Source organism: Spiroplasma endosymbiont of Cantharis rufa, from assembly GCF_964019665.1.
Classification (GTDB): domain Bacteria; phylum Bacillota_I; class Bacilli_A; order Mycoplasmatales; family Mycoplasmataceae; genus Spiroplasma_A.
The window spans coordinates 324,865-342,164 of record NZ_OZ026459.1 but is presented as its reverse complement, the minus strand read 5'-3'; the positions used below and the strand labels follow the sequence as shown (position 1 = coordinate 342,164).

General features: G+C 26.3%; 14 protein-coding genes. 2 read left to right on the top strand and 12 right to left on the bottom strand.

Annotated elements, in window-relative coordinates:
- Positions 1-28 precede the first annotated feature (28 nt).
- On the bottom strand, positions 29-1,639 hold the full coding sequence (locus tag AACL15_RS01585) for an ABC transporter ATP-binding protein/permease (protein ID WP_339034667.1): 1,611 nt from the start codon (positions 1,637-1,639) through the stop codon (positions 29-31).
- A 149-nt stretch (positions 1,640-1,788) separates the two neighbouring features.
- On the opposite strand from AACL15_RS01585, the gene AACL15_RS01580 reads away from it, so the two are divergent.
- Positions 1,789-2,244 (top strand): hypothetical protein, encoded by a 456-nt coding sequence (locus AACL15_RS01580; protein WP_339034666.1) that lies wholly within the window; start codon positions 1,789-1,791, stop codon positions 2,242-2,244.
- A gap of 62 nt (positions 2,245-2,306) precedes the next feature.
- Here the strand turns inward: AACL15_RS01580 and AACL15_RS01575 are convergent, their stop codons facing one another.
- The 9 genes from AACL15_RS01575 to AACL15_RS01535 form a co-directional block, all read right to left on the bottom strand.
- Entirely contained in the window at positions 2,307-4,178 is a 1,872-nt protein-coding gene (locus AACL15_RS01575; protein WP_339034664.1) for an ABC transporter ATP-binding protein, read from the bottom strand.
- A 185-nt stretch (positions 4,179-4,363) separates the two neighbouring features.
- Entirely contained in the window at positions 4,364-5,119 is a 756-nt protein-coding gene (locus tag AACL15_RS01570; RefSeq protein WP_339034662.1) for a DNA-processing protein DprA, read from the bottom strand.
- Positions 5,120-5,425, bottom strand: a complete 306-nt coding sequence (locus AACL15_RS01565) for a single-stranded DNA-binding protein (RefSeq protein WP_339034660.1) — start codon at positions 5,423-5,425, stop codon at positions 5,120-5,122.
- A 600-nt stretch (positions 5,426-6,025) separates the two neighbouring features.
- On the bottom strand, positions 6,026-7,717 hold the full coding sequence (locus AACL15_RS01560; RefSeq protein WP_339034658.1) for a dicarboxylate/amino acid:cation symporter: 1,692 nt from the start codon (positions 7,715-7,717) through the stop codon (positions 6,026-6,028).
- A 16-nt stretch (positions 7,718-7,733) separates the two neighbouring features.
- Positions 7,734-9,065, bottom strand: a complete 1,332-nt coding sequence (locus AACL15_RS01555; protein WP_339034656.1) for a CoA-disulfide reductase — start codon at positions 9,063-9,065, stop codon at positions 7,734-7,736.
- A gap of 108 nt (positions 9,066-9,173) precedes the next feature.
- Positions 9,174-10,853: a phospho-sugar mutase gene (locus tag AACL15_RS01550; RefSeq protein WP_339034654.1), complete on the bottom strand. Its 1,680-nt coding sequence runs from the start codon at positions 10,851-10,853 to the stop codon at positions 9,174-9,176.
- Positions 10,843-11,475, bottom strand: a complete 633-nt coding sequence (locus AACL15_RS01545) for a ribonuclease HII (protein ID WP_339034652.1) — start codon at positions 11,473-11,475, stop codon at positions 10,843-10,845. Before AACL15_RS01545 ends, AACL15_RS01550 begins: the two co-directional genes overlap by 11 nt.
- Positions 11,469-12,428, bottom strand: a complete 960-nt coding sequence (ylqF, locus tag AACL15_RS01540; RefSeq protein ID WP_339034650.1) for a ribosome biogenesis GTPase YlqF — start codon at positions 12,426-12,428, stop codon at positions 11,469-11,471. The genes AACL15_RS01545 and ylqF overlap by 7 nt, the downstream gene beginning before the upstream one ends.
- A 68-nt stretch (positions 12,429-12,496) precedes the next feature.
- Positions 12,497-12,961 (bottom strand): 23S rRNA (pseudouridine(1915)-N(3))-methyltransferase RlmH, encoded by a 465-nt coding sequence (locus AACL15_RS01535; protein WP_339034648.1) that lies wholly within the window; start codon positions 12,959-12,961, stop codon positions 12,497-12,499.
- A gap of 90 nt (positions 12,962-13,051) precedes the next feature.
- Between AACL15_RS01535 and AACL15_RS01530 the strand changes: the two genes are divergently transcribed.
- Complete coding sequence (locus AACL15_RS01530; protein ID WP_339034646.1) at positions 13,052-13,951, top strand: hypothetical protein; 900 nt, start codon at positions 13,052-13,054, stop codon at positions 13,949-13,951.
- Between the two features lie 163 nt (positions 13,952-14,114).
- Here the strand turns inward: AACL15_RS01530 and ffh are convergent, their stop codons facing one another.
- Entirely contained in the window at positions 14,115-15,458 is a 1,344-nt protein-coding gene (ffh, locus tag AACL15_RS01525; protein WP_339034644.1) for a signal recognition particle protein, read from the bottom strand.
- Positions 15,459-15,675: 217 nt separating this feature from the next.
- A complete protein-coding gene (gene rny, locus AACL15_RS01520) occupies positions 15,676-17,211 on the bottom strand; it encodes a ribonuclease Y (RefSeq protein WP_339034642.1) in 1,536 nt (511 codons plus the stop codon).
- Positions 17,212-17,300 lie beyond the last annotated feature (89 nt).

The window sequence follows — 17,300 nt, the reverse complement described above, 5'->3', positions numbered from 1 at the left end:
ACAATATAAAATTGTGCATAAAATGTTTTTAAGATTCTCATTTTAATTTAAATGATGCTGTCACTGTAAAGGCACTTACCATTGCTATTGAAACTGCTAAATAAATCCCAGTCTCTAAATCAAAAATAAATCTTCCTGCTCAAGCATTTGTAAATGGCTCCATGCAATATTTAAATATATTTAAATAAGTTGCATATTTTAGAACTGGACTATTCATAATTAAATCAATTGGTAAGAATGAACCACCTAAAAAAGCAATTGGCATATATATAATATTTGAAACTGCAATATAAGTTGTTGTTGATTTAAATATACTTGCTAATAACATTCCCATTGCAACTGCTTGAACTAATGTCAACAATAAAAATGGAATTGATTCTCCAAATTGCACTGGTAAAGCAACATTTGCTCAACCAAACTCTCCACCAAACATTATCCCAGCTCAAAGTAAAGTTCATAAGAATCCCATAAGCATGAAAACAATTCCCATTGCTACAACAGTTAGTATAAAGAATATCGGTTTTATATTTGTTGCACCAATTCTTTTCATAAGAACGCTATTTTTAAATTCTAAAATTGTTTGTGGAATTATAAAAACTCCCACAGAAATTATTTGCATTATTGCTAATGAACCTATTAAGTTATGTAATAAAGCATATTTAGGTTGACCACTTGATCCAGGCATTTCCATAGTTTTGAAAACAAACCCTTCTAGAAATAGAAGAATCAATGGGAAGAAAAATAAGAAGAATGGAACTGCAAAACCCTTTGCATAGTATTTCATTAAAAGTTTTATTAAAGGAAGGTTTTTCCCTTTATTTTTTTCACTATTAATAATTCTATCTAATTTATTTTTATTTTCCTTATCTGATTTTTCAATATCCTTTTTTAAATCAGCTGATTTTTCTTCTTTAAATTTCTTTCAAGTAAAATTATGAACTGATCCATATTTTTTTACTAAGTCCTTAACAAATCCTTGCTCTTTAATTTTTCCATTGTGAATATAAATATATTTATCACAAAGCTCTTCAATTTCGCTCATCATGTGTGTTACTAAAATCATAGCTTTATTTTTACTTACAACATTTTCTTTAATTACATCAAAAATTTCACTTCTAACTTCAATATCTAATCCTGTTGAAATTTCATCAAAGATAACTAAATCAGGATTATGAATTAAGCTTAGAAGTATGTTTACTCTTTGTTGTTGTCCTCCACTTAAACCCTCTAAGAATTTATTTTTAAAATTTTCAATTTGAAATTTTCTTAGTATTTCAATTAATTTCCCCTCAGTCATTGGAATATTAAAAGTTTCTAAATAATACTTAATCATATCCAAAACTGTAATTCCAATTGGATATTTTGATTCTTGGAATTGTAATCCAATTGTCATATTTTCTTGTCTTTTAATTTTACCTAAAGTTGGTTTTCTAATACCTCCAAGTATTTCACTCAAAGTAGATTTTCCCCCACCATTAGGACCAATTATACCAATTCTGTCTCCTGGATTTATCACTAAACTAACATTATCCAATGCATTTTTATTTTTATAAGTTTTTGTAATATTAGTGATCTCAATTAAAGGTATTGTTTCATCAATGCTCAATTCCTTTTTGTTTATTTGTTCTTTTTCTATCATAATTATTCCTTTCACTTAAAATTTAGACTTATTAAGTATAATACCTTTATCTTAGTTTTAGTTTACCAATAAAAAATAAAAAATATTTTATAAATACTGATTTTTTTTAATAAAATAATAGTGTTGAAAAACACAAAGGGAGAAAAATAATGAAAAAAATACTATCGATATTATCAGCGTTTGGATTAAGTGGTACTGGATTTTTAGCAACTGCTAATGTTGTTTCATGTACAAATGGTATTGAATTACCAGAACAGCCAAAAACACTAGAAGAAGCAGAAACACAAGCAAATATTCATACAGAAAAATTTGCAAAACTTATAGATGAAGTTGAAAAAGAAATTCCCAGTTTTGAAACTGAAGAGGAAGCAATTAATTGAATTCTTAAAAGTACAAAATATCAAGAAGCTTTGATTGAGGGGACATGAGCTTTTGCTTATATAGTTAAGGTCTTATGATTTTTAGAAGGAGAGCAACCAATAGAATATATTGAAGAATATGAAGCAGATATAAACGATGCTAGTGCACAAAAAGTATTAACATCAAAGAGCAAAAAAAGTATAAATTCAATAATCAAGTGAGCTAAAGTTAGTCCTTTATCATAATTATAGATATTAAAAGACCTCTTATTATAATAAGAGGTCTTTTATATATCTTTTGAACAAATTTAACCCATTAGACCTGCATCATATAGATTTTTAAAGTGCCCAGTTTTACTTTTTAATTCACTAAAACTACCAACTTGAGCAATTCCTTTTTCTGGAGCTAATACTATAATTGTATCAACGTTTTTTATTGTACTTAATCTATGTGCAATTGTAACAGTTGTTCTCCCTTTCATTAGACTATCTAATTTAGATTGAATTTCTTTTTCAACTATATTATCTAAAGCACTTGTTGCTTCATCTAAAATTAATAATTGAGGATCTTTTAAGAACATTCTTGCGATTACTAATCTTTGCTTCTGTCCACCTGACAACATAAATCCACGTTCACCAAGAATAGTATTGTAACCCTCTGGTCAAGTCATTACTAAATCGTGTAATTCAGCTAATTTTGCTGCTTCAATTGCTTCTTCATCACTTGCATCAAAGCGTCCATATTTTATATTATCAAGAACATCTCCAAATAAAATTTGAGGTTCTTGTTCAACATAACCAACTTTATCTAAGTAACTTGCCAAATTCACATCTCTTAAATCATTGGTTCCATTTATTAAAATTTTACCTTTGAAAGGATCATAGAATCTTAATAAAAGCTTTGCTATTGTTGATTTTCCAGCTCCTGTTTCACCGACAAATGCATATGATTTACCATGTTCAAATGTAAATGAGAACTTTGGAATAATAACTTTTTCTGGTTTTTCTGGATATCTAAACTCCACATCTTTGAAAATAATTTCTTTATCAATATTTTCAATTTTAATTCCCTCCTCAGGATTATAATGTGGGTCAATTCTTGATTTTGAAGTAATAATTTCATCAATTCTTACAGCTGAAGTTGAAGCCTGAATTAATCCAATTTGTAATCTGGCAACTTGCATAATGGGACCAACCATTGTTCCAACTGATGATATAAATGATGTTAAAACAACAGAAATAGTTGTTGGATCATCATGTCATTTTATTGCAGCTGCAATAACTATTATCATTTGAATTGAACTTATTCCTGCTACTAAAATAGTTACAATTGTAGATTGTAACTTAATTAAACTACTTGATTTTTTAAAGTAGTCCTTATGAATTTCTTTAAATCTTTCAGTTTCATAATTTTCAGTTCCAGAAGCTTTAATAAGTCTAACTGTTGCAATTCTATCTGTTACATCTCCATTGATTGCTGTTATAGAATCTCTTGTTTTAAATGCAGCCTTTTTTACAATTCCAAAACTTGAAAATATTGATGTTACTATCACAATCATTGTTACTATTACAACTATTGTTAAATAAGTATCTATTGTGAACATCATAATTAGTGCACCAAAAAATGTAAATGATGCATTTAACATTGTTACTGGAATTTGTTGTGCTTGATCTCCAATAATTTGTGTATCTGAAACAATTTTTGTTAAAATTTCTCCGATTTTTTTATCAGAATAATAACTCATATCTTGTTTTACTAATTTTTCTAGAGTTTTATTTCTTAATTCAATTTCTACATTTTTACCCATTATTCCAGCTAAATAATTTGAAGCAAAAGTAAATATTGCTAACGATGCAAATAATCCAAGTTGGACATATATTCAGTCTACTCAAGTTAAATTAAAACCAAATAATGGTGTAGTTGTAATTGGTGGAGCATCACGTGGTGGCACTAATATTATCATAATATTTTGAATAATTTTAGGACTTAAAACTCCTGCAGCTGAAGAAGCAAGTGTAAGTATAACTAAAAAAATACCAACTATAGGATGTCTTTTTAAATAATGAAAAATTATAGCAAAAAATGCTTTACCACTTTTTTTCTTTTTGAAATCATTATTAGTAGATTTACTTATTTTTTCTTCTAAAATTATTTCTTCACTAATTTTTTTATTTGACATTTTTTCACCTTTTCTTAAAAATTATACATTAAAAAGTAAAAAAAAGAGAGATAAAATCTCTCTTTGAATTAAATAACTTTTATCATTTGTGTGTCGGGAATAAAATGATTAGTTAATTATACTTAGTTTTTTAGGCCTTAGCCATACAAGTGTGATATCTCTATCACAAATTTATTATATCATTATTAAATTTGATTTAATATATCTTTTGCATTTTCTACTAACTTTGCACCATCTTTTATTAGTTTATTTGTAGAATTCCCTGAATAAATACTATCAGGAATGGCAAAAACCTCTTTACCTTCATTTATGGAAAATGAAAACAATTTTTTTATTATATCTTTTTCCTTAAACTGAAGAAAAAGAATTGCCTTCGAGATACCGCAAATCATTCTATTTGCATAATCACCCATAATATTAATAATATTACTATTTGATTCATATACTTCTGTAATTGCCAATAAATTTTTTCTTTCTGGTACATCAAGTGTTTTTCTAAGATAATCTTTCATGCTTTCTTCAATTATTTTAATTAGCTTATAGTTATTTTTTAATCCATTATCCAATACTTCATTATTAACACCAATATTTTCAATTGTTGAAAATACAGTACCTTCCTCATTTAAATCTTTCATAAATATTTGAGTACTTTTAATCCCATAATCATTGATTTCTTCTCCACCTACCAAAGCAATTGTTTTATTATGTTTAGAAATAAGAGATATGTCACCTTTGTAAAATATTACAAATGGTGGTTTATGAGTATTTTTTAAGTAGTTTGGATATAATGGACTTAGAATAGTTATAAAATTACAATCAATTGAATTTGAAACTTCATCCAAATCCTTATGAGTAATTTTCTCTTTTTCATCTAATGCATTATAAATTTTATCTCAATCACCACTATATTTTATTGAAAAATATAATAATACATTTTCCATTTAATTTAGTTGAAAGATTTTATTTGCAACTAATTCATTACCATATTTATTATTTTCTGCGTTTCCGAAAGATACAATTCTTCCTTCAACACCAATATAAGATTGATCAAAATATTCATATTCTTCTCCTAAAATATTGGATCAAACTTTTACATTTATAAAATCATCAATAGTTTCTCCTGTTTTAGTTTTATAATTTCTTGGTACTTTTAAAACAAATTTATACAATTTTTTTTGACCATCTTTAGAGTCAAAGACAACTTGAGGTTCTCCCTCCATTTGGCCGATAATAGTTACATTATTCATTTTAATACTCCTCCTACTATTAATATCGGCATAAAAATAAAAAAATAATTGATTAATCAATTATTTTTAAATAATTTTAATATTAGCTTCAAAATTTGTTGCAACGTTCTCAGCAGATAAAAGAAAATTTAAATTAAATCAAGTTTGATCATTTTCCTTTGCAGTTACAATTATGTTATCCTATTTTGTATGCAATTAATTGATTCAACGATATCTAAATCAATTTTAAAGTTAAACTATTGTTTGCATTTAAACCCTCAACTTTAATATTTTTATAACCCTCTGGATTTTTAACATTTTTAAGTTCTATTACTTCTGTATATGCATTTTCTGTAGCAAATTTTATCCATTCTTTTTAAATAATAGACGTAGTTTTTATTGTAACATCATCATTATTTTTTTCTATTTCAATATTAAGATTTGATGAGCTTTAAAACCTAAGACCATTAATTTTGCTTCTATTTTGATTTTTAATTTGATTGATTCAAACTTTTTAATAATTTTTGAAGGTTTTTAAAAATTAATTATTTTAAATTTTCATACATACAATAACTAAACTTTAAAACAAAATACTTTATAAAATTGATAGTATTTTTTGCATTACTTTTTATCTTTTTTTGCATTATTTTTGTCTTTTAAAACTATTATTTTTTCTTTATATACTTCTTTTTCTTGTTTTAAATCATCTTTTAATTTGATTTTTAATTTTTCTTTTTCTTCTTTTGTTAAGTCCTTATTTTTAAGTTCTTTCATTGCAGAAGAATTTAAAGTAATAATTTTATTAGTATGTTCATCCTTTAAGCCTTTATTTTCAAGAATTTTTTGTTGAGATTTAAGACCCCTCTCACTTAAAAGATTTGATCCTTCTTCAATAAGACCTTCTGATTTTGCAACAATTGTTGCAACAGCTACACCTCCAACAACATTTGCCCCGGTTCTTCCCATATCAAATAAACCATCTAAAGGTGCAATTAATTGTAGAACACTTCCTGCATAACCACCAAAACCAATTCCTCCTAATACCCCAACAGTAACAACTGTTGCAGTTCCAGGAACACCAGCTATCCCAAGTGATGCAATAACAGTAACAAATAGAGCCATTATAAAGAATGTGAATAATCCCATATCATGAACAGCACTTCCTGAACCAGTTCCTGTTCATAGAATACTTGTAGCTAATCCTGATTGAACCCCAGCACAAGCAATCAATCCCATAGTTGTAGAAATTGGTTGAATTGTATTAGCAGCTCTTCCATTTACTTTCATATCTTGTGTTAATGTTTCCATTGCAATTGGTAAGGATGCATTGGAAGATTGAGTAGAGAAACCTTGTATTAAAGGTTTTCAAGCATTTTTTCATCAAGCTCCAACTTTGATTCCACTTAAGAAAATTTCTAGTGTTAAAAGACCCAAAGCAATTGCTACTCCTAAATAACCTACTCCTATAATTTTACCAATTGAAACTAATGCCCCTATTGGTCTCGAAGTAATTGAAACAGTAATCATAGACATAACAGCCAATGGCATTATTTTCATAAATGTCATTAAAATTGACATCATGACATCTCATCCTGTGTCCATAGCTTTTCTAATTGCTTCCATTTCAACATGTTTTCTTTTTGATAGAATTTTTACACTTCCACCAGCTAAAGCACCAACTACCATTACAGGAATAATTGTGTTTTTAGATAAAGCACCAACAATATTATTAGGTATATAATCTCAAATTATTTGCGGTAATGGTACATTATCTTTACCTGTAACAGAAGAATCAGGCGTTAATTCAAATCCTTTTCCTACTTTTACTAATAATCCTATAAAAAAAGTTATTGTAAACATTACAGCCACATTAAATAATAATAGAGCAATACCCTTTGCTGTAATTCTTCCTAAACCAGTTTCACCAGGTTTAGATGTTATTTTAAATATTGCAATAAATACAATTGGCACTGTTAATAAGTAAACTCCATTTATAAATATATTTTTAAAGAATGAAGCTCAAATATTTAACTCATAAATTCAATATAATTCATTTGAAGGTTTAGAAATTTCTTCAAATGAATCTGAGTTAGGAAAACCAACAATAGATTGTAAAACAATACCAAATATTAATCCAATTGACATTCCAAGTATAACTCTATACATAAATGCAAATTTATATTTCTTTAAAAAGAATCATAAACCTACTTGTAAAGAAATAAATATAGTTATAGAGACAAGTGATTGTCATGTACTAATAGCTACAAAATCTCTAAGTAAATTATGACCTTGTTCTTCTGCTAAGAATTGCATATAATCTCTCCTTTTTTTATTTGTTTAACTTAGATAAAGCGATATGAATAATATCGACAGTTCTTGAAAATGGTGGAGCATAAGGTAAATCAATTTGTTCTAAATCAGAATTTACCTTTGCCTTTTGTCAAATTAAGGCTGCCAAAGCATAAATTCTTAAAACAGAACTATTACTTCCAGCCATTTGAGCTCCCACTATTTCTTTTGTATTTTCATTAATTATTAATTTAAGATATAAGTCTTTTTGATTTGGAGTATAGTTTGTGTGATCTTTATCTTTAATAAAAACAGATTTTATATTCATATTATTTTTTAATGCCGTTTGCTCTGTTATTCCAGTTCTTGCTATCTCTAAATCAAAAATTCTTAACATTGAACTTTGAATAGAACCAACAAATTTTGATTTTTTTCTAGAAATATTATCTGCTATCACTTTTGCAAATTTACTTGCAACTGTAGCCAATGGTGAATAAATATCTTCATTATTAATATAATCCTTAGAGGTTGCACAATCACCAGCTGAATAAACACCTTTAATATTTGTTTCACCCTTTTGATTAACAATAATTGTTCCTCTGTCATTCATTTTTAAATCACTATTTTTTAAGAATAAAGTATTTGGTTGAAAACCAACAGAAAGTAAAACTGCATCTGCTTTAATTTCTTTGCCACTTTTTAATAAAATTGAGCTAACCTTTTTATTTTTCAATTTTATTTCTATTAATTGTTCTCCAAGTAAAGTATTAATTTTTTTCTCAATTAATTTTTCTTCAATTAAATTAGAAATTTCTTCATCGAAAGCCTTTTTCATAACTTTTGACTCCATTTCCAATAAATATACTTGTTTATTCAATTCAGTAAGAGTTTCTGTCATTTCTAATCCAATAAAACCAGCTCCAACAACAATAACTTTTTTGATTTTGTCATTATTAATTATTTTTTCTTTTAATAAAACTCCATCTTCTAATGTTGTAAGAGAAAAAACATTTTCTCCATCAATACCACTAACATTTGGCTTAATAGGGTTTGCCCCTACTGCTAAAACCAAATTATCGTAATCCTCAAATTGATTATTAAAAAATACTTTTTTATTTTTGAAGTCAACTGAATCTACTTTTGTATTTGATATAATTTTAATACCTGCTTTTTCAAACTCTTCTTTGGTTCTTGCTATTAAAATATTTTTATCTTCAAAATTATTTGCAACAAAATATGGAAGTCCACATGCTCCAAGAGAAACATAATCTTTTTCTTGTATAACAGTTATTTCTATACTAGGATCATTTCTCTTAAGTCTAGCAGCAACACCCATTCCAGTTGCACTACCGCCAATAATTAATGTCTTCATTTTTCTCCTTACCTTTGGTTTGCAATATATTAATGCCAATATTATTATAAGTATTAAATTCGATTTTTTCATTTTAAATATAAAAAAATAATGACAAGCATTATTTTTTTATATTTCTAAGAATTTTTTCAAATCTTTAAATAATAATTCACATTTAGAGATTGCAGCCTCTTCATTATTACTTACACAGATGAAATATATTTTTATTTTTGGTTCAGTTCCCGAAGGCCTTACTGCAAATCAACTTCCATCTTCAAAGTAAAACTTCATTAAATTTTGTCCAGGCATATTGAATAAACCATCAATATAATCTTCAACATAATTTAACTTTAAGCCACCCATTGATGAAAATTCTTCTTCTCTAAGTTTTTTCATAATAGGCTCTACTTTTGATTTAATTTCTTCTGGCTTAAAATTTAAATTTTCAGTGTATGTATAATAATATCCATATTTAGTATATAGTTCATTTAACACATCTATTAGAGTTTTACCTTTTTGTTTATAATATCATGCTGCTTCGACTAACATTGTTGTCGCTTGAATTCCATCTTTATCTCTTGTTGATGAATCAAGAACATATCCATAACTTTCTTCATATGCAAATACAAAATTTAAATCTCTTTCAGGTTCTTTTAAAATTTCTGAACCCATTCATTTAAAACCTGTTAGAGTTTTTATAACTTTAACATTATAATTTTCATTTGCAATTCTATCACCTAAATCACTTGTAACAAAACTTGAGTACATAGCTGGATTTTTAGGAGTTAACTTATGTTTTTTCATTTGACTTAATTTTCATTCAATCAATAATGGACCAGTTTGATTACCATCAATTCTAATTCACTTTCCTTTATGATTAACAGCACAACCAATTCTATCTGCATCTGGATCTTGAATAATTATAATTGAAGCATCTTTATGTTTTTCTCCATATTCTAAAGGAATTTTTCAAGCAGGTTCAAATTCTGGATTTGGATTACCAACATTTTTAAACGTTGCATCTTCAAATGCATGTTCTTTTACTTCTATTACTTCATAACCAAAACTTCTCAATAATGGTGGAGTAAACTCAGTTCCAGTTCCATTAACAGCTGAATAAATCATTTTAAATTTATCTCTTGATTCATTCTTATAAAATTGTAAATTTTCAATCATTTCTTTATATTTTTTTAATACATTTTGAGGAACAACTTCTAAAAGAGCTTTATCAAACTTATAATTTCAATTTAAAATATCGCTTATTTCTTCCATATATTCAGCAATAATTTTTGTATCTTCATCAATTAATTGACATCCAAATTCATCATAAATTTTATATCCATTATAAACTGCAGGATTATGACTTGCAGTAATTACAATTCCTCCAATGGCATTTAATTGTTTTGTTGCAAAAGAAACTACTGGAGTTGGTTTCATAATATTATCTTTGAATAAATATGCCTTAATTCCAAAACTTGTTAAAATTTCAGCAGCTAATTGAGAAAATTCTTTTGAGAATTTTCTATTATCATGACCAATAACAACACCTCTATTTAAGACATCCCCATATTTTGATAACAATAATTTTGCATAACTCATTGTCACTTTTTTAATTGTATATAAATTAAATCTACCTGGTCCAGCACCAAGAATACCTCTTATACCAGCAGTTCCAAATTCTAATTGTATATTAAATGCAGCATTTAATTCATCATCGCTAGCTTTTAATAATTCCTCTTTTAAATTTTCATCTAAGTGATTAGATTTCAATCACTCCTGATAGACTTCATTATTTTTATTAAAATTCATCTTTTTTCTCCTTTAGAAATTTTATTGGTTTGTAAGAAAATCTATGAATATCCAAAACACCAAATTCTTTAACTCTATTTTGGTGATCAATTGTACAATACCCTTTATTTTTTATAAAGTTGTACTGTGGATATTTCAAATGATAATCATTCATTATCCTATCTCTATAAACTTTTGCTAAAATGCTTGCAGCCCCTATAGTAATACTCAAGTTATCTCCCTTAATAATTTTTATGGTTTTACACAAATCTAATTCTATATTTTCTCCATCAATTAAGCAAATTTCTGGCTTAATTTTTAATTTTCTAATGCTATCTACCATTCCTATTTGACTTGTTTTCTTTGGATTAAATTCATCCACAAATTTTGAATCATATTCACAAATGCTATAGTCAATACAATTTTTTTTAATTTCATCAAATAATTCTTCTCTTTGTTTTTCATTTAATAATTTAGAATCCTTAATTTTAAAACTATTATACTCAGGCTTTAAAATTACAGTTGCTACAACAATTGGACCCGCCATTGCTCCTCTGCCAACCTCATCACTTCCAGAAATTAGATTAACATTATTTTCTTTTCTTATTTTTTGATCAAATAAGTATCTTGAGTTTTCTATCATTCTACTGTTAAATCACTTACTACTGTTGAATCTAAATCATTTTCTTTAATTGATTGTTTTGATATTTCCTTTATTTCAATTGGTTTTTCAAATGAAATTTTTCCCAAATTATTTTTAATAATATCATGAATAAATAACTCAATAGCTCTTTCAACATCAGCTATTTCATCAAGAATTGTAAATTTATTTCTTTTAGCAATTTCTTCAAAGATAGTAAATGTATCATCATAATCTATTGGCCTTAATACATGCTTATTAATTTTATAAGTGTTTTCAATTAATGATGGATATGAATTATAAATATATCTCATTAATTTAGTTGCCATTCTCTCTTTTGGAATGACATCTAATCTAATTGAATTAGTTGCAGCACAATTACAAGCTACAGTTTCATTTTCAAACTTTGCAGGTAAAATTCCAGGAGTATCAATCAATGTAATATTATTTGTCATTACAATTCTTTGCATACCCCTTGTTACTCCTGGTTTATTGCCTATTTTTAAAGTCTTACCTCTTGAAAGTTTTGAAATAACAGTTGATTTTCCAACATTTGGAATACCAACAACTAAAACATTAAGTTGTGGTCTTTCTATTCCCCGCTTTTTTTGTTTTAATTGTGATTCTTTTGTCATTTCATTGATAAGCTTTAAAATATCACTATAAATATCAGCTTGCTTATCTTTTACAATGTATGTTGTATTTCCAATGGATTTAAAATATTCAGTCCATTGATTAGTTATCTCTTTATCTGATAAGTCAAATTTAGTTAAAATTATTAACCTTGGTCTAGTATTTAGAACTTTTCTTAATAATGGATTTTGTGTTGAAAAAGGTGCTCTTGCATCAACAATTTCCATAACAAGATCTACTATAGAAATCTTTTGTTCAATTTCTTTAATACTTTTATTCATATGACCTGGGAATCAATTAAAGCTTGATTTTTCATCATACATAGGATTACCTCCTCAGTGATAGTATCATTTTATAGTTTAATTATTAAAAAATCTAATTTATTTTTTAATTATTTATGATACTTTTGGTTCTTATTTATTTTAAGCCCTCTATAAATTTGTTCCAATAAAATTATTCTTACCAAATTATAAGGTAAAGTGATTAGGCCAAAACTAATTTTATTATTATGAATTGCTCTAAATTCTTGGCTAAATCCATCACTTGGACCAATTATAAAACATATTTTCCCATTTTTATAATTTTGATTTTCTTCTATAGTTTCAGCAATTAGTTCGGAACTATATTGCTTAGAGTTAATATCTAATAAAAATATTTCGTAATCTTTATTTTCTTGTAATTTTAAATTAATATTTTGCTCATTTTTTACCATATTAGATTTTTTATCACCATGATCAAATTCATTAATTTCAATCATCTCTAAAATACAATGCTTTTTAAGCTTATCAATGTATGATTCATATACTTCTCTATATTCCTTATTAACTTTATTAAAACAAATTATTTTTATTTTCATATTTACTCCTAAAACTCCTATAATTATACACTTACATACTTATTCAAAAAGAAATATGATAAAATATATCTATATTTTGGAGGATATTTTATGGCTGAAAAAAATAAATTTTATTCAATTTTAGACTACAGACCACAATTTGAAAATATAGTTGATGCACTTGTGCCTGATATTCAATTTTCTTATTCTGCTATTATGAATAATTCAACTATTCAAACATATTTTAATATGATTTCACTTGAATATTATGGATATGAATACTATCAATTATTGAGATTAAATAAATTAGAATTTAAAGTTAGTGAAAGAGCATTAAACTTAACTATTTTAGAAATGGTTTATAATATAATTACACAAATCATTGCAAGAAAATGAAGATATTCTGAGTACATTGCATATGATATGTATATATTACCTTTACGTATTAAAAAATATATTAAGGCAATGAATTATGAATTTATAGAGTATGAAACTGCAAGTAAAAAACCAATTTTAAAATTAGTTGGACAGCCTTCAAGAATTGTTGTTGAAGAATTGGTGGATGAATTTCATGATGATAGATTGAACTACGTTATAGAGCAATTTAGATCTACTAGTGAAGATGAAGTTGAAATGAAATTAATATTATTTAAAAGCATTTCTCTTTTTGCTCATGAAGGTGAAGCATTAATTTATCAAAAATTTGGAAAATATTTTGCAGAAAATTATTTTAAAGATGTTAAAAGTTTAGAAACTTATAAAGCAGAGAATTTATCTGCAAAAGAAAAAAAACATGTGTCTAAAATTATTAATGATATCTTTAATATAACTTTACTTTCAGTTTTATTAATGTCAGATGCAATGAAAACTGGGGTATGAAAGAAAATGAAAGATATTGAAAAAAGAAGATTAGAATTAGAAAGTACTCAAAAAACAATTGAAGAAGCTAATAAAAAATTACAAGCTATTTCTCAAAGAGAAAAAGAAATAAAGAAAATTGAAATTAAATAAAACTCTCTAAGCTATTTTAATAAAAGAAAACTTATTAAAATATATACGGAGTTTTATTATTTTAAAATAGTAAAAGTCTAATTATCAAAAAAAAATTTAATAATTTTACTAATAAAAGGAATAAATAAAAACCAATAGATAATAATCTATTGGTTTTTTAATTTTAAAATTTCATTCCACCAAGATTTGGCATTTTTCCAGATTTAAGTGATTTAGTTAACTCAATAACTTGTTTTTTACCTTTATCAAATTGATTTAAAAGCTCATTAAACTCTTTTTCTGTTCTACCTGAACCTTTTAAAATTCTTTGCTTTCTAGTTATTGCTTTTAAAAGTCTTGGTTCTCTTCGTTCTTTTAATGTCATAGAAGTCATTAAAATATTTGCAACTCAAAGCTTTTGTTGAGCCTGATTAATTTGTGTTTCACTAACTTTACCATTTAATCCTGGAACCATTTTCATAATTCCTCCAAGATTTCCCATTTTTGCAACTTGCTCCATTTGATTTCTTAAATCTTCTAAATCAAATTGACCTGCAAACATTCTTTTCATTGTTTTTTCCATTGTTCTTTGGTCAACAACATCGGCTGCTTTTTCAAATAAAGTTTCAACATCACCCATTCCAAGAATTCTATCAGCCATTCTTTTTGGGTAAAATTCAGCAAGAGCTCCAATTCCCTCACCTTCTCCAATAAATTTAATTGGCAGTTTTGTAATATCAGTTATTGAAAATGTTGCTCCTCCTCGAGCATCTCCATCAAGTTTTGTAACAATAACTCCTGTTAATTTTAATAAGTTATTAAATTCTTGTGACACGTTTATAATATCTTGTCCAGTCATTCCATCAACAGTAAGAATTATTTCCTGAGGAGAAACAACTTTTCTAATTTCATTAAGCTCATCCATTAATTGTTTATCAATTTGTAAACGACCAGCAGTATCTAAAATTATTACTTCATAACCATTTTTTTGACCATATTCAACTGCTTGCTGTGCAGTTTTAACAGGACTTTGCTTACCTTGTTCAAAAACATCTAGATTATTTTTTTGACCTAATTCAACTAATTGATCAATAGCTCCTGGTCTATAAATATCTAAACCAACCATTAATGTTTTCTTTTTATTTTTTTTGGTAATTAAATGTGAAAGTTTACCAACTGTTGTTGTTTTTCCAGCACCTTGTAAACCAACCATCATAATAATTGATGGCTTTTTTTCTATTTCTAATGGTTTATTTGTTTTTCCTAAAATTTCAACTAGTTCTGCGTGAACTATTTTAACCATTTGTTGATCTGCTCTAACACCTTGTTCAATGAACACACCTTGAGCTTTTTCTTCAATGTTCCCTATAAACTTTTTAACTACATCAATATTAACGTCTGCTTCTAAAAGAGCTAATCTAATTTCTCTTAATACATCTTTTACATTATCACTATTTAAAGTAGTTTTTTTTAAATTCTTTTCAATAGACTTTTTCATTCTATTCGCTAAAAAATCTCCAAATCCCATAGTTTCACTCCGATCTCAATTAATTATAACAAAAAACACCATTTTTGAAATGCCAAAAAATAATTATAATTATCTAAAAACTAAAGGTTAATAATAAATAAAAATATAGTTTTGTAAATTTATAATTAAAATTTAATAAAGATAAATTAAAAACGCTAGTTGAAACTAGCGTTATAAATCTTATGACAGGATTTTATTTTCCTTATTTAACACTATCCTATAATCTTATTACTTCTCGCTTTTCACGAATTATAGTTATATAAATGTCTCCTGGAGTCTTATTTATTTTTTGAATGCTTTCTTTTAAATTTAAAGATATTTTTTTCATACTATAATCATCTACAACAGATGGATTTACCATAACTCTTATTTCTCTTCCTGCTTTAAGAACATAAACTTTGAGAACACCCTCTTGTTGTAAACAAATATCTTCAAGTTCTTGCATTCTTATAAAATATTGATCTGCATCATTATTTCTAGCTCCTGGCCTTGCAGCACTCATAGTATCTGCTATGGCTACAATTTCTGCATAGTATGTTTCTTTTTCAACATCATTATGATGTGATTCAACTGCATTAATTATTTCAGACTCTAAATTATATTTTTTTAGAATATCTACTCCTAATTTTACATGACTTCCTTCTTGCTCGAAGTCCACAGCTTTTCCAATGTCATGTAAAAGACCAGATTTTAGTCCTATTTTTTCATCAAGACCCATCTCTAAAGCAATTTTTCTAGATATTTTTGCAACTTCAATTGAATGCTGCAAAGCATTCTGACCATAACTATGTCTAAATTTTAATTTACCTAGCATTTTAGCTATTTCTTCAGGTAAATCATCAATATTTAAATTTAACAGAACTTCATTTCCAATTTCTAAACAATGTTTATCCAATTTTCCTTCTTGAATTATTAATTGTTCTTCAATTGTAGCGGGATGAATTCTTGCCGTTTTTATAAGTTCACTTAAAGTTAAATATGCAATTTCTCTTCTTATTGGATTAAAAGAAGATATTGTCACCCTATTTGGTGTATCATCAATAATTAAATCAACACCTCCATAAGATTGAAATGTTTTTATATTTCTTCCTTCTTTACCAATAATTTTCCCTTTTCAAGAGTCATTTTCAAGCTCAAAAAAAGTTGTATTTTTTTCAGAAGTGATTTCAATATGACAACTTTGCATTGCATCTATTAATATATCAGAAGCCTTTTTTTCAGCTCTAACCTTTAATTTATTTTCATAATCTTTAATTTTATTTGAAAGTTCATTTAAATATTTATTTTCTACAATATTAAATAACTCTGTTTTTATTTGATCCTCAGTTAAATTTGAAATATTTTCAAGAGCTAACTGAAATTTCTTTTTTTGAGTTGCTAATTCAATTTTTATTTTATTTGTATTAATTTTATCTTGAATTAGTTCTTCTTCCTTCTTATTCAAAATTTCTATTTCTTCAAAGAATTTTTCTTTTTTTTGTTTCAAATTTTTAGTTTCCATTAAAATTTCTTCTCGGATATATTCAGCATCATTTTCTGCATTAAGTTTTATTAAAGCAGCATTTGCTTTTGCTTCCGCCAGAATTTTCATTTTAAGTTCTTTTGACTCGTCTAATGTTTTTTTGAAAATGTATTTGCGTTGACGAGACTTAATTAAATATACTATAACTGTACCTAATACAATTAAAAGCACTATTAAAAAAGATATTATCGCAATATACACGTGTACTAAATCATCGTTCATAACTAGCATTGTTCTCCAATCCTAGAAAAGCGTGGTGTTGCCTTATGCAACCTTATTATTTTACATTATTTAATACAAATAGTATAAATACTCAAGAA